Annotated in this window: 20 protein-coding genes; 11 read left to right on the forward strand and 9 right to left on the reverse strand. The window is 67.9% G+C overall.

Going from position 1 to position 18631, the window contains the following annotated elements; genetic code table 11:
- Together ACFVVI_RS14390 and ACFVVI_RS14395 are read right to left on the reverse strand one after the other, a co-directional pair.
- Positions 1-642, reverse strand: a complete 642-nt coding sequence (locus ACFVVI_RS14390) for a hypothetical protein (RefSeq protein ID WP_387445718.1) — start codon at positions 640-642, stop codon at positions 1-3.
- A gap of 111 nt (positions 643-753) precedes the next feature.
- Positions 754-2010 (reverse strand): FAD-dependent oxidoreductase, encoded by a 1257-nt coding sequence (locus ACFVVI_RS14395; protein ID WP_387445719.1) that lies wholly within the window; start codon positions 2008-2010, stop codon positions 754-756.
- 124 nt (positions 2011-2134) lie between these two features.
- On the opposite strand from ACFVVI_RS14395, the gene ACFVVI_RS14400 reads away from it, so the two are divergent.
- Positions 2135-2467, forward strand: coding sequence for an ArsR/SmtB family transcription factor (locus tag ACFVVI_RS14400; protein WP_378634300.1), 333 nt, complete (start codon positions 2135-2137; stop codon positions 2465-2467).
- The gene (locus ACFVVI_RS14405) at positions 2464-2943 is read left to right on the forward strand and encodes an SRPBCC family protein (protein ID WP_387445720.1); all 480 of its coding nucleotides are present in this window, start codon (positions 2464-2466) and stop codon (positions 2941-2943) included. Before ACFVVI_RS14400 ends, ACFVVI_RS14405 begins: the two co-directional genes overlap by 4 nt.
- A gap of 109 nt (positions 2944-3052) precedes the next feature.
- On the opposite strand, the gene ACFVVI_RS14410 is transcribed toward ACFVVI_RS14405, so the two are convergent.
- The 5 genes from ACFVVI_RS14410 to ACFVVI_RS14430 all read right to left on the reverse strand — a co-directional run bounded on the left by ACFVVI_RS14410 (position 3053) and on the right by ACFVVI_RS14430 (position 6417).
- Positions 3053-4042 carry a pirin family protein gene (locus ACFVVI_RS14410; RefSeq protein ID WP_387445721.1) on the reverse strand — a complete coding sequence of 330 codons (990 nt, stop codon included), beginning with the start codon at positions 4040-4042 and terminating at the stop codon, positions 3053-3055.
- Entirely contained in the window at positions 4039-4353 is a 315-nt protein-coding gene (locus tag ACFVVI_RS14415; RefSeq protein WP_378990930.1) for a GNAT family N-acetyltransferase, read from the reverse strand. Before ACFVVI_RS14415 ends, ACFVVI_RS14410 begins: the two co-directional genes overlap by 4 nt.
- Positions 4354-4483: 130 nt before the next feature.
- Positions 4484-5500, reverse strand: coding sequence for an aldo/keto reductase (locus tag ACFVVI_RS14420; protein WP_378990928.1), 1017 nt, complete (start codon positions 5498-5500; stop codon positions 4484-4486).
- Positions 5497-5961, reverse strand: coding sequence for a MerR family transcriptional regulator (locus tag ACFVVI_RS14425; RefSeq protein ID WP_378990927.1), 465 nt, complete (start codon positions 5959-5961; stop codon positions 5497-5499). Before ACFVVI_RS14425 ends, ACFVVI_RS14420 begins: the two co-directional genes overlap by 4 nt.
- A gap of 87 nt (positions 5962-6048) precedes the next feature.
- Complete coding sequence (locus tag ACFVVI_RS14430) at positions 6049-6417, reverse strand: VOC family protein (RefSeq protein ID WP_378990926.1); 369 nt, start codon at positions 6415-6417, stop codon at positions 6049-6051.
- A gap of 48 nt (positions 6418-6465) precedes the next feature.
- Here ACFVVI_RS14430 and ACFVVI_RS14435 point away from each other — a divergent pair, with 48 nt between their 5' ends.
- On the forward strand, positions 6466-6669 hold the full coding sequence (locus tag ACFVVI_RS14435) for a hypothetical protein (protein WP_062988972.1): 204 nt from the start codon (positions 6466-6468) through the stop codon (positions 6667-6669).
- 16 nt (positions 6670-6685) lie between these two features.
- Here ACFVVI_RS14435 and ACFVVI_RS14440 read toward each other — a convergent pair whose 3' ends face one another.
- The gene (locus ACFVVI_RS14440; RefSeq protein WP_387445722.1) at positions 6686-7177 is read right to left on the reverse strand and encodes a SixA phosphatase family protein; all 492 of its coding nucleotides are present in this window, start codon (positions 7175-7177) and stop codon (positions 6686-6688) included.
- 155 nt (positions 7178-7332) lie between these two features.
- Between ACFVVI_RS14440 and ACFVVI_RS14445 the strand changes: the two genes are divergently transcribed.
- On the forward strand, positions 7333-9000 hold the full coding sequence (locus tag ACFVVI_RS14445) for an FAD-dependent oxidoreductase (RefSeq protein ID WP_378990925.1): 1668 nt from the start codon (positions 7333-7335) through the stop codon (positions 8998-9000).
- A 99-nt stretch (positions 9001-9099) separates the two neighbouring features.
- On the opposite strand, the gene ACFVVI_RS14450 is transcribed toward ACFVVI_RS14445, so the two are convergent.
- Positions 9100-9870: an acyl-[acyl-carrier-protein] thioesterase gene (locus ACFVVI_RS14450; protein ID WP_378634320.1), complete on the reverse strand. Its 771-nt coding sequence runs from the start codon at positions 9868-9870 to the stop codon at positions 9100-9102.
- A 187-nt stretch (positions 9871-10057) separates the two neighbouring features.
- On the opposite strand from ACFVVI_RS14450, the gene ACFVVI_RS14455 reads away from it, so the two are divergent.
- The 7 genes from ACFVVI_RS14455 (at position 10058) to ACFVVI_RS14485 (ending at position 18624) form a co-directional block, all read left to right on the forward strand.
- Positions 10058-12058, forward strand: coding sequence for a protein kinase (locus tag ACFVVI_RS14455; protein WP_387445723.1), 2001 nt, complete (start codon positions 10058-10060; stop codon positions 12056-12058).
- A gap of 53 nt (positions 12059-12111) precedes the next feature.
- Positions 12112-13086, forward strand: a complete 975-nt coding sequence (locus ACFVVI_RS14460) for an NADPH:quinone oxidoreductase family protein (RefSeq protein WP_378990922.1) — start codon at positions 12112-12114, stop codon at positions 13084-13086.
- A gap of 66 nt (positions 13087-13152) precedes the next feature.
- A complete protein-coding gene (locus tag ACFVVI_RS14465) occupies positions 13153-14265 on the forward strand; it encodes a winged helix DNA-binding domain-containing protein (RefSeq protein ID WP_387445724.1) in 1113 nt (370 codons plus the stop codon).
- 127 nt (positions 14266-14392) lie between these two features.
- The gene (locus ACFVVI_RS14470; RefSeq protein ID WP_387445725.1) at positions 14393-15706 is read left to right on the forward strand and encodes an amidohydrolase family protein; all 1314 of its coding nucleotides are present in this window, start codon (positions 14393-14395) and stop codon (positions 15704-15706) included.
- A gap of 112 nt (positions 15707-15818) precedes the next feature.
- Positions 15819-16604 carry an ABC transporter ATP-binding protein gene (locus ACFVVI_RS14475; RefSeq protein WP_387445726.1) on the forward strand — a complete coding sequence of 262 codons (786 nt, stop codon included), beginning with the start codon at positions 15819-15821 and terminating at the stop codon, positions 16602-16604.
- Positions 16604-17446 (forward strand): ABC transporter permease, encoded by an 843-nt coding sequence (locus ACFVVI_RS14480; protein WP_378990918.1) that lies wholly within the window; start codon positions 16604-16606, stop codon positions 17444-17446. The genes ACFVVI_RS14475 and ACFVVI_RS14480 overlap by 1 nt, the downstream gene beginning before the upstream one ends.
- 8 nt (positions 17447-17454) lie before the next feature.
- Positions 17455-18624 carry an ABC transporter substrate-binding protein gene (locus tag ACFVVI_RS14485; RefSeq protein ID WP_387445727.1) on the forward strand — a complete coding sequence of 390 codons (1170 nt, stop codon included), beginning with the start codon at positions 17455-17457 and terminating at the stop codon, positions 18622-18624.
- Positions 18625-18631: the final 7 nt, after the last annotated feature.

Genomic DNA, 18631 nt, shown 5'->3' on the forward strand with positions numbered 1-18631 from the left:
TCACGGTGTCCCGGTGACATAGGCGAGCGCGGTGTCGATCGCGGGCTGACCGCCTGCCAGCGCGTACCCGGCGAGCGCGCCGATCGCCGCCCCTGCCACGGTGGCGACCGGGACGGTGATGAAGTCCAGGATGAACAGGCCGAGCGGGAAGCCGAGTACGAAACCGATGGCAGCCCCGATGGCGGCGCCTTCGATGATCTTCGGTTGCAGGCGTTGGGTTTCGGCGAAGAAGCGTTCCTGTGCGCTGATGTCGCGCACCGGTGTGGTCGATTCGCTGATCGGGGTGAGGGTCAGGCTGGTGCCCTGCTCGTCGATCGACGGCGTGAGCGGCACCGCGTGCGCACCGACCCGCACGACCATCGGCAGCGCCGCGAGAACCGCCCCCGATTCGTCGGTGATCGCGACGACTGTCGCGTCGTGGACGAGCTGGAACCGCCCCGTGTCGATGGTGGTGACCACCGCACGCCGATCCTCGGTGGCGCTCACCTGGTAGTTCACGCCCTTGTCGAGGCCGCGCAGCGAAGGCGCCGCGACCGGCTGCTCGGCGATCACCGGCGCGGGCTCGGCGTGCGCGTTCCCGGCTGCCGCCACGATGACCCCCATCGCGAGCAGTGCCGCCCCGACCCCAGTGCCGATCCTCATCCCGCAAGCCTCCTGCTGCTACACCCGGGTCCGGTTCGTCCCGTTCGTCGCGGCAAACCTAGCCGTTACGGCCCCGTTCGGAAAGTCCACAGCCGGCGGGGCCGGGACGGATCAGCGCCGCGCGTTCGACGATCCGGCGCCGGTCTGTGGACGTCGGGCGAAATCCGGCGCGTGCTCGGGGCGCAGCCCGATACCGCCGAGATAAGCGGTGATTCCGGCGAGCGCGGGCACGGCGTCGACAACACGCAGCGGCAAGGGTGCGGTGTGCAGGGTTCCCCGCAGCGCGGGCGTGATGAGCATGTCGTGTTCGCCGCGCTGGGATCGCTGCGTGAAGCTCGCGGGCAGCATCCGCCTGCGCTGCACCTTTTCCAGGTCGGCGGTCCGCACGGTGCCGTCGAGCAGCGGCTGGGCCAGGATGCGCGCGGCCGCGACGGCGTCCTGCACCGCGAGATTGACGCCGACCCCGCCAACCGGTGACATCGTGTGCGCGGCATCGCCGATGCACAGCAGGCCGGGGACGTACCACCGGTCGAGCATGCCCACCGTCACCTCGAGCAGTTTGACGTCATCCCAGGTCCGGATCGCCGCTGTCGCCTCGGCGGACCAGCCGAACAGTTCGGTGACGCGATCGCGTAGCCACCGCACGTCGTGTGCGGCGCGAAGCTCTGCGTCACAGCCCTTTTCGATGATGTAGCCGGTCTGGTAGTAGTCGCCGCGGTCGATGGCCACCGCGGAGTTGCCGTTGGTGAAGCGGGCCTGCACGGCACCGCCGTCGATGTCGTCCTCCGATTTCGGGATGCGGAAGAACCACATGTCCATCGGCACGTCCTCCATGCGCGGGCGCAGACCCGCGGCCTCGCGCGTCACGGAATCGCGTCCGTCGCAGGCGATCACGAGATCTGCGCGCAGGGCGTGTTCGACGCCGTCGGCATCGAGATAGCGCACGCCTGCCACCCGGCCCGCCTCCTCGATCAGTCCGGTCGCGGTCGAGCGCATGCGCAGGGTGAAGGTCGGTTCCTCGGCCGCGGCGCTGGTGAGCAGGTCGAGGAAGTCCCATTGCGGCACCATGGCGATGTGCCGGTACTTGCCGGGAATTCGGGTGAAATCGGCGGCGACCACCATGCGGTCGCCCGCGTGCATGCACATCCGGGTGAGCTCGGAGCGCGGCAACCTGGCGAAGTTCGCGCCGAGCCCCAGTTCGTCGATCAGTCGCACCGTCGACGGGTGCACCGTATCGCCGCGGAAATCCCGGAGGAAGTCGGCATGCTTTTCCAGCACGGTCACTTCGACGCCTGCTCTGGCGAGTAGGAGACCGGCCATCGTGCCCGCGGGGCCGCCGCCGACGATGCAACAGGTGGTCTTGTCCATGAGTGTGCCCCCTCGATGATTCCCGCCAAGTTCTACGACAAAGCGTAGTAGTGAATCCATCGGCCCGTCCAGGGTTTTCCGAAAGGGGTTGACCGGATGACGTGGCCACGCAATACTGAACTAGATGGTTCAGTATGACTTCCTAGACGCCTCGTTCGGGGCGCTCGCGGACCCCACACGGCGGGGCATCCTCGAGCAACTCGGGCGTGGACCCGCGAGTATCAGCGAGTTGGCCGAGCGATTCGAGATGACCTTGACCGGCATCAAGAAGCACATCGGCCTGCTCGAGGACGCGGGCATGGTGGTCACCGAGAAGCGTGGGCGGGTGCGGTACTGCCGGATCTGTGAGCACGTCTTCGATCGTGAGGTGGCCTGGATGCAGGGTTATCGGCAGATGCTCGAAGCCCGGATGGACCGTCTCGGTGAATTCCTGCAACGAACGGAGCCAGAGCAATGAGCACCACCACCAACGACGCCGTCATTACCTCCACCTCGGACCGCGAAGTCCACATCGAACGCGATTTCGACGCCCCACTGGACCGGGTATGGGACGCCTACAGCCGCATCGAGCAGCTCTCCCGCTGGTGGGGTCGCGGCCATGTGGTCGACGTCGAGCGCTGGGAGTTCCGCAAGGGCGGCCACTGGCGTTTCGTCGAACACGACGGCGACGAGTCCTACGGTTTCGAGGGCCGCTTTCGCGAGATCACCCCGAAGGAACGCATCGTGCAGTCCTTCGAGTGGGACGGCATGCCCGCCCACATCTGCATCGACTCGACCACCTTCATCGATCTCGGCGACGGCCGCACCAGGGTCGCCACCGACAGCATCTTCCACACGGCCGAGGAATGCGCGGGCATGCTCGCCTCGGGCATGGAGGTCGGCCTCAACGACAGCTACCGGGCCCTCGACGCCCTGCTGGCCGAACGTCGCTGAGCGCGCGAACCCGATGCGGTGGCGGGGAGTCCCGCATCGGGAGGCGGCGTGGCCCGTTTCGCCGCAGGCTGATTCCGGACAGCGAGGGCGATGCGGCCTCGGCGCCGCGTCAGAGGTGAGTGCAGCCGGTCGCTCGTTTGCGTGGCTTCAAGCGCAACGGCGGTAGCGGCGGAGCGGGTATCCGCTCCTCGGGGGTGTGGCCGACGACCAACGGAAAACGGCTGGTATCGCGGGCTTCCCACGCCTGCCGCGCATCGATGATCTCCTCATGACTGCGGGCGACGAAGTTCCACCACATCACCAGCTCCTCGGCGAAGGGTTCGCCGCCGACCAGCGCGAAATGCGCTCCGTCGGTGCTGGACAGGCGCAATTCGGTGCGGTCGGTGCCCAGATACAGCAGCGGGCCCGGGGTGAGTTCGGTGCCGTCGATCGTCACCGCGCCCTCGATCACCAGCACGGCGTGCTCGAACGCGCGGTCCAGCGGGAGCGACACCTCGGCGCCGGGGTCGAGCACGATGTCGGCCCCGACGATCGGCGTGTAGGCCTTCGCGGGTGAGGCGACACCGCCCAGGGCGCCGATCAGCACGGTGGCGCGCAGTCCTGGCGCCGCGTAGCTCGGCAGTTCGCGATGCTGCTCGAAATGCGGGTCGATGCCGGTGGCGGTGCCGGGCAGCGCGATCCACAGCTGGAGGCCGTGGCCCGCTTCCGCGCCGGGCACGCCGAACTCCGAATGCGCGATGCCGCGACCGGAGGTCATCAGATTCAGCTGCCCCGGCGCGATCTCGACGTCGGAGCCCACCGAATCGCGATGCCGGATGCGGCCGTCGAGCGGCCAGGTCACCGTCTGCAAGCCGATGTGAGGGTGGGGCAGGATATCGGGGGAGGCGCCGGCCTCGGTCGCGGTGGCCGAACCGAACCGGTCGAGGAAACACCACGCGCCGACGGTCGGCAGATCCCGTTGCGGCAGTGTGCGTTCCACGTACACCCCGCGCACCCCGCCGAGTGGGACCTCCCTGGCCGGATACAACTCGGCGATCGGACCCGGACGCGGCGACGGCTCACACAGCGCCTCGTCCGGGTCGATCTCCAGGTTGCTCATCCGGCGATGCCCTTGCCCACCACGTGCGCGTCGTACTCGGGGTGCTTGTCCAGCCAGCCGCGAATGAACGGGCAGTGCGCGGTGATGGTGCGCCCGCGCGCGATCACGTCCTCGATTGCCTGGCGGGCGAGTACGCCGCCGAGTCCCTTGCCCGCGAACGCGTCATCGATCTCGGTGTGGATGAAATCGGTGTCGTTGTCGCGCTCGATGTATTCGGTGAAGCCGGCGAGCTCGTCGTCGAAGAACACGTCGTAGCGATTCTTCTCGACATTGCGCACGACGCGGCGCTGTGGCTCTGCTGTCTCGGTCATCGGCAAACGCTCCTTCCGCACCGACGGCGGTGCGCTGATGGTCGGCGCGTCGTTGCGTCGACCGTGACGGTAACCAGAACCATTCGTCGGCCGCAGCCTATTCCGCGCGATCGTCGGTCGTCGCGGGACTCTATTCGCGTCCTGCCGAGGTGAACGTCATATCGGCGTACCGGCTGCCTGCCACCTGTTCGGCGATCGGCTCCACTGCCGCCAGTTCGTCCGCAGACAGGCGTACCGATGCCGCGGCGACGTTATCGGCCAGTCGGGTCCGCTTGCGGGTGCCGGGAATCGGCACCACGGACAGGTTGTGCACATCCGCCCGCGCGTGTACCCACGCGAGTGCGACCTGGGCCTGGGTGATGCCGTGCGCGGCGGCGATCGCGGCCAGCGGTGCGAGCAATGCGGCGTTGTGCTGGGCGTTGTCGCCGGTGAAGCGGGGCTGGAACTTGCGGAAGTCCTGGTCGCTCAGCTCTGTCGCCGAGGTGAACGCGCCGGTGAGAAAACCGCGGCCCAGCGGCGAGTACGGAACGAACGCCACACCCAGTTCGGCCGCGGCGGGCACCGCGGTGCGTTCCACGTCGCGGGAGAACAGCGACCACTCCGACTGCAACGCCGCGATCGGGTGCACCGCGTGCGCGGCCCGCAGCTCGTCACCGGTCACCTCGGACAACCCGAGCGCCCGCACCTTGCCCGCCGCGACGAGTTCGGCCATGGCGGCGACGGTCTCCTCGATCGGGACTCGCGGGTCGCGCCGGTGCATGTAGTACAGGTCGATCGTGTCGACGCCGAGCCTGCGCAGGCTGGCCTCGACCGACGCGCGAATGTAGGCGGGGGAGTTGTCGAAGCCGCGGAAAGACGGATCGTCTGCCTTGCGAACGATGCCGAATTTCGTGGCGATGAGCAGGTTTTCGCGGTTGGCACGCACGAAATCGCCGAGGAATTCCTCGTTGTGGCCGGATCCGTACACGTCGGCGGTGTCGAACAGGGTGACGCCGAGTTCGAGCGCGTGGTCGAGGGTGGCCCGCGATTCGGCCGCGTCGGTATCACCGTAGAACTCGCTGATGCCCATACAGCCGAGCCCCTGAGTGCCGATCAGCGGTCCGTCGGCGCCCAGAGTCGTGGTCGGCAGTGTCGCGGTGGTGCTCATGTGTCGCTTCCTTCGCTCGTGTGCACGGTGATCGTGGCGGGCCGGACCACATCCGATCGGCCTTCGTAGACGGCGATCTTGTAGTCGAGAACGGCCACGGTCTGCTGCAGCTCCGCGATCTTGTCGAGCACGTCGGATCTGGTCTGCCGAAACATCTCCAGCCGATCCGGGTAGGTCTGCTCGCCTGCCCGCACCAGTTCGGCGTAGCGGATCATGTCGGCCACCGGCATGCCGGTGAGCCGCAGCCGGGCGATCAGCGCCAGCCACTCCAGGTCGCGGTCGCTGAACCGGCGGTTGCCGGTGTGATCGCGACCGACATAGCTCATCAGCCCGATCCGCTCGTACCAGCGCAGGGTGTCGCGGCTCAGGCCCGAGCGATCGGCCACCTGGCCGATCGAATACCTCGGGCGTTCGTGCTCGTCGTCGCCGCTCTCGGCGCGCAGCGCCGCGTCCTGATCCATCGTGCTCGTCCCTTCCCGTGGAACTTCTTAGACGGTATCCACCTGGAGTGCACTCCAAGCAAGGCCTGTTCCTCGGGGCGAGCGAAGTCAGCTGTAGTTCGGCAGCTCCTGGATCGCCCACTTGTTGCCGTCGGGGTCGGCGAAGAAGGTGAACCGTCCCCAGCCCATGTCCTCGACGGGGCTGGCCGCCACACCCGCGGCGATCAGCTGTTCATAGGCCTTGTCGGCGCTGGCCACGACCATCTGCATCCCCTCGACGCTGCCCGGCGCGGCGCTGGTGAGCCCGCGGCCGATGCAGATCGAACACCCCGAACCCGGCGGTGTGAGCTGGACGAATCGGATCTCCGGGGACGGTGTGTGGTCGTGATCGGCGTTGAAGCCGATGCTGGTGTAGAAATCCTTGGCCCGGTCGACATCGGTGACCGGGATGGCAACGAGTTCGATTTTCCAATCCATGTGGTCGAGCATGACACGGTGGTCCGACGGAAACGTAGTGTGGATCACATGGCTGGTAAGGACATCGACCGCGTCAGGGCCCGCTCGGCTTGGGAAACGGTCAAGGAGAGCCCGGTGATCACCGCTATCGCGGTGGCCCCGGTGGTACTCGTGCTCGGCGTGGTCTGGGCGCTGACGAACGGATTCGTCGCGTTCGTGCTCCTGGCGCTGCTGGGGGTGGGCATCGTCGTCGGCGGCAAGCTGCTCAAGTGAGCCGCACCGAATGAGGTCAGCGCGGGACGTGGAACGTCGTGAGTTCGCCCGTTCCGGGGCCGAGTTGTGCCCACGGCCGATCGAATTCGAGCACGGCCAGCGCCGAGGTGGGGAACTTGCGGCTGAGCTCGGTCGCCTGATCGGATTCGCGGTTGCCCGCCAGCTCCCACGCGGTCCAGGGAATCCCGGGCACATGGCCGACGATGAGCAGCGTCGAGATCGTGTCGTCGGTGAGCCCGATCAGTTCCATGAGGGTGTGCGGGTTCGCGTCGTAGATGTCGTCGGTGTACTCGACGGGCGCGGTGATGCCGGTGGCCGCGAGGGTCTGTCTGGTGCGCTCGGCGGTCGAGCAGCGCACCGCGTCGATCGGCGGCACGGCGGCGCTCAACCAGTCCCCGGCCAGCGCCGCTTCGCGCTCGCCACGCGGTGCCAGCGGGCGCGCGTGGTCGTCGACGTTGTCGGGATAGGCCGATTTTCCGTGCCGCATCAGGATCAGGGTCGCCACCATGAGACCACCGTAATCGTGGGCAGCGGTGAGGTAGCAGTCACACTCGAGGCACACTGAAAGCTGCGTCACCATCGATGGGTTCGTGGTTCACCCGCCACGGGCCCTGATAGGGGGCGTCTCGAGCCACCGACCACACATTTCGAGGATCTGCACCTATGGCCTACGTCATCACGCAGCGTTGTTGCAACGACGCCAGCTGCGTCACCGAATGCCCGGTCGACTGCATCCGCCCGACTCCGGATCAACCGGAGTTCGCCACGGCGGAGATGCTGTACATCGACCCCGACACCTGCATCGACTGCGGTGCCTGCGTTGACGCGTGCCCGGTGGACGCGATCTTCTCCGAAGATGACCTGCTGGCCTCGCTGTCCAGATACCGCGAGATCAACGCCGCCTACTTCCAGCGTCACCCGCTCGAGTCGAACTTCGACCCGCTGAGCACACCGGTGCGCCCGCCCAAGAGCCTGGGCACGCTGCGCGTCGCGATCGTCGGCGCGGGCCCCGCTGCCTGCTACGCCGCCGACGAATTGCTGCGGCGCAGTGATGTCGAGGTGGAGATGTTCGACCGGCTGCCGACCCCGTGGGGTCTGGTGCGCGCGGGCGTCGCCCCCGATCACGCGGGCACCAAGGGCGTCGCCGAGATGTTCGAGTCGGCGTTCCGCCGCGACACGCTGCAGTACTACCTCAATGTCGAGGTCGGTGAGCACATCGATCACCAGGAGCTCCTCGACCACCACCACGCGGTGATCTACGCCGTCGGCGCCTCGAGCGACCGCGCGCTCGGCATCCCCGGCGAGGACCTGCCCGGCAGCCACTCGGCCACCGAGTTCGTGGCCTGGTACAACGGCCACCCCGACTTCGCCGAGCACGAGTTCGACCTGTCCGGCGAACGTGCGGTGATCGTCGGCAACGGCAACGTGGCCCTCGATGTGGCGCGCGTGCTCACCGGCGACCCGGACGAGCTCGCCAAGACCGACATCGCCGACCACGCGCTGGACGCCCTGCGGCGCAGCAACATCCGCGAGGTGGTGATCCTCGGGCGACGCGGCCCGCTGCAAGCCGCCTACAGCTCGCCGGAGTTCCTGGCGCTCACCCATCGCACGGGCGTCGATGTGATCGTCGACCCCGCCGATATCGAACTCGACCCGCACAGCCGCGCGTTGCTCGACGATCCGAACATCGAACCCTCGTTGCGCCTGAAGTACGAGCTCGCGAAAGAGTATTCGACGGCTGCGCCCGACCTGTCGAACAAGCGGATCGTGTTCCGCTACCTCGCCGCGCCGACCGCCGTGCACGGTACCGACGCGGTCACCGCGATCGAGTTCGCGCACAACGAATTGACCGAGGAGAACGGGCAATTGGTGGCCACCGCCACCGATCGCACCGAGACCATCGAGACCGGCCTGGTGCTGCGCTCGATCGGCTACCGCGGCGAACCTGTCGCCGGGCTGCCCTTCGACGAGCGCCGTGGCACCGTGCCGAGCGAGCACGGCCGGGTCATCGACGCGACGGTGCCCGTCCCCGGCGTCTACGTCTCCGGCTGGATCAAGCGCGGCCCGCGCGGGGTGATCGGCTCCAACCGGATCGACGCCGAGGAGACCGTCGAAGCGGTGATCGCCGACTTCATCGCGGGCAAACTCACCGCGCCGACCGGCGACCGCGCCGCCCTGCGGGCACTGCTCGCGCAGCGCCAGCCCGATCTGGTCGACCGCAAGGGCTGGAAGACCATCGACCAGGCCGAGAAGACCGCGGGCAAGGCGGCAGGCAGGCCGCGGGTCAAGTTCACCACCCGCGCCGACCTGCTCAAAGCAGCCAAGGGCTAGGTGCAGAGCCGGCACGGGTACCCGCGGTGTCGGGTACCCGTGCCGGCCGCGCCGCAGGAACGGCCGCAAGCCGAGAACACGCGGCGCCAGCCGCCAAAATTACGGTAGCGGCATGATTCGGACGACGGTTGTGGTGACGCCGCCGACCACGAACCACAGGCGCAGCACCATCTGCCCGGTCCGGTCGCCCGGTTCGTGGCGGGCGCGCACGGTGATGTGCTCGCGGGCCAGCACCGGCGCCACGTACTCGATCACGGCGCGATGCGGTCCGGCGACCAGCTTCGGGAAGTCGACCAGGAACTGTTCGACGGCCTGCCAGTAGCAGGCGTTGTTGACATGGTTGTACTGGTCGATATCGGTCGCCCGTACCGGGAACGGCAGGTCGGCGTCGGATTCGCGCGGCGCCGGATCGGTGAGATAGGGCCGCCAGCGCAGGCGATGCTCGTCGGTGGATCGGGCCAGGTAGGCGAGGCCGTCGTCGCTGATCCGGGCGGGCAGATTGCTCGACTCGCTGAGGTTGATCCAGAATCCCTCGGTCTCGATCAACCCACCGCGTTCGCTGGTGATCCGCGTGCGCATATTCGTCCACCGGGTGGACATCGACGAACACCAGCGCTCGAGATGCACGTGATCGGGCCACACGACCGGGCGGATCACGTCGATAACAGTGCGGCGCACGATCCAGGTGGGGTCGGTGAGGTGCAGCGCGGTCTGATTGAGCTCGTCCCAGGCGATGTCGGACAGGTAGCGCGCTACGGCGTCCAGGCGGAGTCGTTGATAAGGATCCACGTCGCCTGCCCGGACGGGCCACGCCGTGGCGAAACCCGTGCCCTCCTCGGGAAGCGGGGCCAGTGGCTGATCGAGTGACACGTGTGCTCCTTGCGCGACACACCAGTGCGCCGCGACTTCTTGCGTAGTTCTGTAGACGACTTTACGGGTCGCAGATCACACCCTCACGCCGAGCCGGGACTAGCGGTACCAGGTGTGGGTCACCAAGGGCCTAGCAGCGGGGTTGTCCTACATGACAGACCTATCGGCGCCCAGGTAGCCTGCTGTAATGGCCGGCGGAGCGATGGCGGGCTCGATGTTCGGGCGCTATGAAATTCGCAGACTTCTCGGAGTCGGCGGTATGGGGGAGGTCTACGAGGCATACGACACGTCCAAGAATCGTGTTGTCGCCCTCAAGATGCTCAACCGTGAACTCGCTGGTGATCCCACCTTCGTGCAGCGTTTCCGTCGCGAATCGCAGGCTATGGCGAGTGTGCAGGAACCGCACGTCATCCCGGTGCACGACTGGGGCGAGGTCGACGGTGTTCTCTACATCGACATGCGCCTGGTCAAGGGCGTCGATCTCAAGGAGCGCTTGCAGCAGTACGGCAGGCTCACGCCGGTCGAGGCGGTGCAGGTGGTCGAGCAGATCGCGTTCGCGCTCGACGCCGCGCACGAGGTGGGCTTGGTCCATCGCGACGTGAAACCGGGCAACATCCTGCTCACCGGCAACCTGTTCGCCTACCTGGTGGACTTCGGCATCGCCCACACCGCCACCGACCCGCAGCTCACCAGCGCGGGCAGCGCGGTCGGCTCGATGGCGTACATGGCGCCGGAGCGGTTCGAGAGTGTGCCGATGTCGCCGTCGGTGGACACCTACGCGCTCACCTGTGTTCTCTACGAATGCCTGGTGGGCCGGGTGCCGTACCCGGTGAACAGCCTCGCGGGCGCGATCGGCTCGCATCAGATGGCCCCCGCCCCGCGCCCCAGCGCGGCCGACGCCACGCTGACCACCTTCGACCCGGTCGTCGAACGGGGCATGGCCAAGCGGCCCGACCAGCGCTACGCGACCCCCGTCGACCTGGCTCGGGCCGCCAGAGCGGCGCTGATCCAAGCCGAACGCTCCACTCCCGCCACGGTATCCGGGCCCCGGATCGAGATCACCGGCCCGCAGACACCGCCGAGCCGGGTCGGCGATCTCGCTTCCCCGCCGACAACCCGCGGCTCGGCGGTCGTGCCCGCCGACTCGCAGCCACCGCCGACTCGCGACTCCGCGGCTCTTTCGCCGGATTCGCATTCGCCCCCGACGCGGGACTCCGCGGCGCTGTCGCCGGACTCGCGGTCACCCGCTACCCGGGATTCCGCAGCGCTGTTTCGTGATTCGCAATCGCCCCCGGCGATCTACGGCTCGGCGGCCTATGCGCCCGACTCGCACTCACCGGTGACGGCAAGGGGGCCGGTGTCCCGGCCGGGAGGGCAGGCGACCGGCGCCGGGCCGACCACTCGGGTCACGGGGCCGCAATCCGCCGAACCGTATTCGACGCATCGCGTGAGCGGCCCGCATTCCGCCGGACCGCAGCCGACGCGCCGGGTGACCGGACCCCAACCCGCAGACGCGTATCGGGCAGCAGAGCACCAACCGACGGTCCTGCGCGCGGCACCCGGTGTGACCGGTCCCGGCCGGGGGAGTGGCTATACCCATCCGTCGGCACCGCTCCCGATTCCCCCGCAACGTAATTCGGCCACGCCGGTGCTGGCCGGTGCGCTGGGTTCGCTGATCGTGTTGGCGGCGGTCGGTATCGGGGTGTGGTTCATGATGACCGTCGACGACCGCCGCGATGTGGCCGTGCCGCCGTCGCCCGCGTCCGGCGTCGTCGATCCCTCGGTGATCGAGACCGTCAGCCAGACGGTCCCCACCACAGAACAATCGCCGATCACGACCACCGTCCCCCCGCTGCAATCGAGTGTCTCCGGCGCCGACGGCCAAGGTTTCCTGAACGCGGGCCCGCGGTGCAACGACAACGACGCCGCGATGTCCATCGCCCGCACCACCAGATCGCGTGTCGTCATCTGTCACACCGGCGACCAGCGGTATTACTACAAGGGTGTACGCGCCAGCGACGGTGCCGGGATCGAACTCGATGATCCGGTACCGAACGGCGGTGGCGCGTACACCGTCACCAACCCGACCGACGGCACCCAGTACCAGCTCGACTCTTCCGGTCTGACGATCATCAAGGCCGGTTCGGTGCTCGCCAGCGAGCCGGTCACCGAGTTCGCCCATCGCTGATCCCACCGGCGGGTTATGTTCGCGGGTGAATGTCATCAAGAGAGGTGTCGGAAATGCGCGCAGCCCAGGTCGGCAAGTTGGACGGACCGTCGGCGATCGAGATCGTCGATCTGCCCGAGCCGGTGGCCTATCCGGGCGGTGTGCTGATCGACGTGCACGCCGCGGGCATCGCCTTCCCCGACGTGCTGATGACGCGCGGTCTCTACCAGATGAAGCCGGGCCTGCCGTTCGTCGTCGGCGGCGAGGTGGCCGGTGTCGTGCGCGAGGCGCCGGAGGGTTCGTCGCTGCGCCCCGGTGACCGGGTGGCCGCGCTGACCATGCTCGGCAACGGCGTCGCCGAGGTGGCGGTCTCGCCGGAGCACGCGGTGTTCGCCCTGCCGGACAACGTCTCTCTCGAAGCCGGTGCGGGCGTGCTGTTCAACGACCTCACCGTCCACTTCTGCCTGACCAAGCGCGCCAGGATGGTCGAGGGCGAGACGGTGCTGGTGCACGGCGCGGCGGGCGGTATCGGCACCTCCACGCTGCGCATGGCCAGGGCGCTCGGCGCGGGCCGGGTGATCGCGGTGGTCAGCACGGATACGAAAGCACAGGTGGCCAAGGCCAATGGCGCCACCGATGTGGTGCTGACCGAAGACTGGCTCGCCGCGGTGAAGGACCTGACGGACGGTCGTGGCGTCGATATCGTCCTCGACCCGGTCGGCGGCGACCGCTTCACCGACAGCGTCCGTTCCCTGGCGGGCGGCGGCCGTCTGCTGGTCGTCGGTTTCACGGCGGGGGAGATCCCGACGGTGAAGGTGAACCGTCTGCTGCTCAAGAACGTCGAGGTCGTCGGCGCGGCCTGGGGCGAATGGGTGATGAGCCATCCCACCTACCTCGCCGAGCAGTGGGCCGAGATCGCCCCGCTGCTGGCGTCCGGCGCGATCCCCGCTCCCGATCCGGTGCTGTACCCGCTGGAGCGCACCGCCGAAGCCGTTGCGGCACTGGACAACCGGACCGCCACCGGCAAGGTGGTCGTGCGGCTGCGCTGACCGCGCCGGCTGTCACAGGTCGGCGGTACTCTCGGCGGGTCATCGCGGGTCGACGAAGGAAACCGAATGCAGCTGTCGAACAGAACACTCAACCGGACGTTGCTGGCCCGGCAGCATCTGCTGGAGCGTTCGACGCTGACCACCGACCAGATGTGCGAGCACCTGGTCGGCTTGCAGGCCCAGGACGTACCGCCGCCGTTCATCGGCTTGTGGAGTCGGATAGCCGATTTCGATCCGGCGACGGTATCGAAGGGCCTCGATGATCGGTCGCTCGTGCGGATCACCTTGATGCGCGGCACGATTCACCTCGTCACGCCGCCGGATGCGTTGCGGATCGCGCCGCACATTCAGCCCGAGCTCGAGAAAGCCCCGTTCCGTCAGGGTTTCAACTACGGTGCGATGGTCGGCCTCGACCCCGACGAAGTGCGCGCGCACGGGGAGGCGGCGCTCGGTGACGAGCCGAAGTCGGCGGCCGACCTGCGCGCCGAAGCCGCCCGCCGCTACCCCGACCGCGACGCCGGTGCGGTCCTGCAGACCTGGCTGTATCAACTCCCCGTCCTGCAAACACCCCCGCGCGGCCGCTGGGGCGACAACAGCCGCCCGGTCTGGTCGCGGGTTCAACCCTGGCTGGGCGCCCCACTCGATCCGGACTACCCGGTATCGGAGTTGATCCTGCGCTACCTGCGCGCCTTCGGCCCGGCGAGCACGATGGACATGCAGGCGTGGTCGCGCCTGCCCGCCATGAAGAAGGCCGTCGCCGAACTCGGCGACCGGGTGCGCACCTACACCGACGCCCGCGGCCGCACCCTCTACGACCCGGCCGACCTCGAACTCGCCGATCCCGACCTGCCCGCCCCGGTCCGGCTGCTCGGCTGGTACGACAACGCGCTGTTGTCCCACCAGGACCGCGCGCGGATCACCGGCGACGACAACCCGCCGACCCTGCGCGCCTTCGCCACCAATGTCTCGCCGATCCTGATCGACGGTTTCGCGGCCGGGGTGTACAAGATCTTCGTCAAGTCCGGAACCGCTCGCCTGCGGATCAGTCCGGCTCGCCCGTGGACGAAAACCGAAGCGGCGCAGGTGGAAGCGGAAGCGGGTGCCTTGCTCGCCTTCCTCGAGGCCGAATCCGAACCGGTCGTCGAGATCCTCGAGCCGGGCGCCGACCTTCGCCCGTGACGTCGCTTTAACGTCGAGGCAACAACGGCTTCCTAGGGTCGGTCCCACGACGTTCATGGCTGCAACGGACGACGTGCTCCGCTGAATCCGGCGAGCGAACCAGCCGCATCCCGAAAGAGGTGCGCGCATGGATTCTGTCGCGTCCGTAGTCATTACCGATGTCACCGTCTATACCGAGCGGGGCTGGGCGCCCGGCGAAGTCGTGATCGAAGACGGCGTGGTCATCGCCGTGGGGGCCGCCCCCGAACACACGGAGCTGCCCCGTTTCGACGGTGGTGGCGGTTATCTGCTGCCGGGCTTCGTCAATACCCACACCCACCTTCAGCAGGCGGTTCTGCGCGGGGTCGGCGAGGGCCTGCCGCTGCTGGAATGGCTGCGTTGCGTCGGCGAACGCACCGTGGCCGCCACCCCGGAACAGACCTATCTCTCGGCGCTGGCAGGTGGCCTCGAGCTGCTGCGTAGCGGCGTCACGACGGTCGTCGAACACATGTGGCCGAGCCCGTCCGACGAGATCCACCAGGCGATGATCCGCGCGCTGCGAGAGCTCGGAATCCGTGTGGTCCTCGGTCGCGGCATCGCCGACCGCGCCGACATCACCCGCAAATGGGGCCTCGATCCGCGGCTCCTGCAGCCGCTCGACGAGGCTCTCGCCCACGTCGACGAGCTCGACAAGCAACTCGTCGGTACCCGCATCACGACGGCGCTCGCCGTCCCCAATCCGCGTTGCCTGACCCCCGACGGCATGGCGGCCGCCCGCGAGTACGCCCGAGCCGCCGGCAAAACCGTGTCGATACATGTACTCGAGACCACCACCGACGACGACATGTGCCGATTGCATGCGGGTGTCTCAGCCGTCGACTACCTCGACGCGAGCGGTTTCCTCTGGGACCGCACCTTGGCCGTGCACTGCGTCAACCTCGACGAGCACGGCCGCGAGGTCTTCGCCGAACGCGGTGTCGCCGTCTCCTACAACCCGGTTTCCAACATGCGCCTCGGCAGCGGCGTCGCCCCGGTTCCGGAGATGCTCGCGGCAGGCATCGACGTCACCCTCGGTGTCGACGGCGCCGCGAGCAACGACACTCAGGACATGCTGCTGGCCCTGCGCATCGGCGCATACCTGCAGCGTGCGGCCCATAAGCAGGCCGACCTGCTCGGTTTCGACGAGATGCTGCGGATGGCGACCGGGGCCGCGGGCCGGGTGCTCGGCCGCCCTGCGCGCACCGGCATCGCCGTGGGTGACCGCGCCGATCTCACCCTGGTTCGCTTCGACCGCGACTTCGCCTGCCTGCCGGTTCTCGACCCCGGTGCCACCCTGCTCACCGCCGCGTCGCCGCGCGTGATCGACACCGTGTGGGTCGACGGCGAGGCCGTGATCCGCGACGGCCGCAGCACCCGCGTCGATCATCAGGATCTCGCGCGACGTCTGATCCGCATGCGATGACTGTTAATCCATCGGAAACGAACGACACATTGCATGTAATTCAGCTAGATCAAACTGAATCCATCCCAAGGTTGCACGCAAAACCGATATACCGCAGGAGAAGGTGATCACGGTGACGCTCTACGACACGGTGAACGACGCCGACGCGAGGACGCTGCTGTCCGGCATGGAGGTTTCCTTCGCCGGTGTGAGCAAGCGCTTCGGCGGCGAAGGCGGCACACTCGCCCTGACCGACGTCGTCCTCGACATCCGCGAAGGCGAATTCGTCGCGGTGGTCGGCCCGTCCGGCTGCGGTAAGTCGACGCTGCTGCGCCTGGCGGCCGGTCTCGAGCCGGTGAGCTCGGGAGCCGTTGCGGTGCGCACGAATTCGATCGGCTTCATCTTCCAGGAGGCCACGCTGCTGCCGTGGCGCAAGGTTCGCCGCAATGTCGAACTCTCGGCCGAACTGGCCGGGGTCGACCGCAAGACGCGCCGCGACCGGGTCGAGCGGGCGATCGAAGCCGTCGGCCTGGCCGACTTCGCGAACAAGCTGCCCAGCCAGCTCTCCGGCGGCATGCGCATGCGCGTCTCGCTGGCCAGGGCGCTGTCGCTGGAACCGCGCCTGATGCTCCTGGACGAACCGTTCGGCGCGCTCGACGAGATGACCAGGCTGAACATGCAGGAGGAGCTGCTTCGCCTCTACCGCGACAACGCCTTCACCGCCCTGTTCATCACCCACTCGGTCTCCGAGGCCGTATTCCTCGCCTCGCGGGTGGTGGTGATGTCGGCCCGGCCGGGCCGCATCCACGAGGTGATCGACGTCGACCTGCCCTACCCGCGGGAACGCGAACTGCGCTTCGAACCCGCGTTTACCCAACTCGTCTCGCGCATCTCGCGCTCGTTGAAAGAGGCTGCCTGATGGTGAGTGTCGCGGCCCGTGTTCCCGCCGCCACGAAGATGCAGCTGCCCACCGCGCACCTGCGCAAATTCGGCAGTTCGCTGGTAGCGCCGATTGTTTCGATCACCTTGGCGCTGGCCGCCTGGTACGCGGTGTCGATGCTGGTCCTCAGCGAGGGCCGCCGCTTCCTGCTGCCGCCGCCGCACGTGGTGTTCAGTGAATCGCTCGCCGACCCGAAGAAACTCGAGGTGATGCTGGAGGCGCTGGCCGTCACCGCCAGGGTCGCGATCACCGGCCTGCTGATCTCGGCGGTGCTGGGGGTGGCGATCGCGGTGCTGATGAGTCAGGCCAAACCGATCGAGAACGTGGTCTACCCGTACGCCGTTGTTCTCCAGGCGATCCCGGTGCTGGCCGTGGTCCCGCTGATCGGCTTGTGGCTGGGCTACGGCTTCGCCGCCCGCACCACCGTGTGTGTGCTGATCGCGATCCATCCGATCATCGCGATGACCCTGTTCGGTATCAAGTCGGTCGACGGCAATCTCCAAGAGCTGTTCACCCTCGGCCGAGCGGGCCGCCTGCGCCGCCTCTGGTCGCTGCAACTGCCCGCCGCGCTGCCCTCGACCCTGACCGGACTGCGCACCGCCGCGGGACTTTCGGTCACCGGCGCCATCATCGGCGACATGTTCTTCGCGCAGGGCAAACCCGGCATCGGCACCCTGCTCGACACCTACCGCGCCCGGCTGCAATCCGAGGATCTGATCGGCGCACTGCTGCTGGCCGCCCTGTTCGGCGTGCTCGTGTTCACCGTGTTCACGGTCATCCAGAAGGTCAGCGTCGGCCGCTGGCACAACTCCGCCAACTAAGGATCACCATGAAGACACTTCCCCTACGTCGCGTAGGTATCGCCGCGCTGGCGGTGCTGCTGGCCGGCACCGCGTCCGCCTGTTCCGGCGACGCCTCCGACACCCCTGCCGTCGCGCTCGAACCGGCCCCGGCCGAACAGCAACTCGCGGGCGCTTGCCCGGCCACCGTGGTCGTCCAGCTCCAGTGGGCGCCGGAAACCGACTCCGGCCCGATCTTCGGCCTGCTCGGCCCGGGCTACACAGTCGACGCCGACAACAACAAGATCACCGGCCCGCTCGTCGCCGACGGTAAGGACACCGGCGTGCAGCTGGAGATCCGCGCGGGCGGCCCGGCCATCGGCTTCCAGACCGTGCCGTCGCAGATGTACGTCGACCAGAGCATCACCCTCGGTCTCGCGCACTCCGAGCACGCCATCGCCGCCGCGGGTCAGCAGCCGATCGTCGCCGTCACCACGCTGCTGCGCAACAGCCCTCAGATGCTGATGTGGGACCCGAAGACCAACCCGGACTGGAAGGGCATCACCGATATCGGCAAGTCCGGCAAGCCGGTGGTGGTCTCCAAGGGCCAGCTGTACCCGGACTGGCTGGTCGCGCGCGGACTGGTGAAGAAGGAGCAGGTCGACGCCTCCTACGACAACTCGCCCTCGCGCTTCGTCACCGATCCGTCCTTCGCTCAGCAGGGCTTCGCCAATGCCGAACCCTTCACCTACGAGCACGAGGTGCGGGCCTGGAACAAGCCGGTCGGCTACCAGCTGCTCAAGGATGTCGGCTACGAGGGTTATGCCCGCACCGTCAACGTGCGCGCCGACAAGCTCGCCGAGCTGCATCCGTGCCTGCAGAAGCTGGTGCCGATGATCCAGCAGGCCACGGCCTCCTTCAAGGCCGATCCCAGCCACGTCAACGACGTCGTCGTCGATGTGGTCGAGCAGAACCCCAAGCTCAATCCCTACAGCGCCGAACTGGCCGAATTCGGGTCAAAGGCCCTCATCGACGGCGGCCTGATCGGCAACGACACCGACGGCGTGCTCGGCAGTTTCGACGAGGCCCGCGTCCAGCGCATCATCGACGAATTCGCCCCCATCCTGCGATCGGGCGGCGCGAACGTGCCGACCGGCCTGACCGCGAAGGACCTGGTCACCAAGGAATTCCTCGACCCCGCCATTTCCGTCACCGGCTAAGGAGACA

This window comes from Nocardia sp. NPDC058114 (assembly GCF_042884695.1).
Taxonomy (GTDB): domain Bacteria; phylum Actinomycetota; class Actinomycetes; order Mycobacteriales; family Mycobacteriaceae; genus Nocardia.

Coding starts and splice junctions, on each gene's coding strand:
- ACFVVI_RS14390 (WP_387445718.1), bottom strand. CDS start 642: ATGAGGATCGGCACTGGGGTCGGGGCGGCACTGCTCGCGATGGGGGTC.
- ACFVVI_RS14395 (WP_387445719.1), bottom strand. CDS start 2,010: ATGGACAAGACCACCTGTTGCATCGTCGGCGGCGGCCCCGCGGGCACG.
- ACFVVI_RS14400 (WP_378634300.1), top strand. CDS start 2,135: ATGGTTCAGTATGACTTCCTAGACGCCTCGTTCGGGGCGCTCGCGGAC.
- ACFVVI_RS14405 (WP_387445720.1), top strand. CDS start 2,464: ATGAGCACCACCACCAACGACGCCGTCATTACCTCCACCTCGGACCGC.
- ACFVVI_RS14410 (WP_387445721.1), bottom strand. CDS start 4,042: ATGAGCAACCTGGAGATCGACCCGGACGAGGCGCTGTGTGAGCCGTCG.
- ACFVVI_RS14415 (WP_378990930.1), bottom strand. CDS start 4,353: ATGACCGAGACAGCAGAGCCACAGCGCCGCGTCGTGCGCAATGTCGAG.
- ACFVVI_RS14420 (WP_378990928.1), bottom strand. CDS start 5,500: ATGAGCACCACCGCGACACTGCCGACCACGACTCTGGGCGCCGACGGA.
- ACFVVI_RS14425 (WP_378990927.1), bottom strand. CDS start 5,961: ATGGATCAGGACGCGGCGCTGCGCGCCGAGAGCGGCGACGACGAGCAC.
- ACFVVI_RS14430 (WP_378990926.1), bottom strand. CDS start 6,417: ATGGATTGGAAAATCGAACTCGTTGCCATCCCGGTCACCGATGTCGAC.
- ACFVVI_RS14435 (WP_062988972.1), top strand. CDS start 6,466: ATGGCTGGTAAGGACATCGACCGCGTCAGGGCCCGCTCGGCTTGGGAA.
- ACFVVI_RS14440 (WP_387445722.1), bottom strand. CDS start 7,177: ATGGTGGCGACCCTGATCCTGATGCGGCACGGAAAATCGGCCTATCCC.
- ACFVVI_RS14445 (WP_378990925.1), top strand. CDS start 7,333: ATGGCCTACGTCATCACGCAGCGTTGTTGCAACGACGCCAGCTGCGTC.
- ACFVVI_RS14455 (WP_387445723.1), top strand. CDS start 10,058: ATGGCCGGCGGAGCGATGGCGGGCTCGATGTTCGGGCGCTATGAAATT.
- ACFVVI_RS14460 (WP_378990922.1), top strand. CDS start 12,112: ATGCGCGCAGCCCAGGTCGGCAAGTTGGACGGACCGTCGGCGATCGAG.
- ACFVVI_RS14465 (WP_387445724.1), top strand. CDS start 13,153: ATGCAGCTGTCGAACAGAACACTCAACCGGACGTTGCTGGCCCGGCAG.
- ACFVVI_RS14470 (WP_387445725.1), top strand. CDS start 14,393: ATGGATTCTGTCGCGTCCGTAGTCATTACCGATGTCACCGTCTATACC.
- ACFVVI_RS14480 (WP_378990918.1), top strand. CDS start 16,604: ATGGTGAGTGTCGCGGCCCGTGTTCCCGCCGCCACGAAGATGCAGCTG.
- ACFVVI_RS14485 (WP_387445727.1), top strand. CDS start 17,455: ATGAAGACACTTCCCCTACGTCGCGTAGGTATCGCCGCGCTGGCGGTG.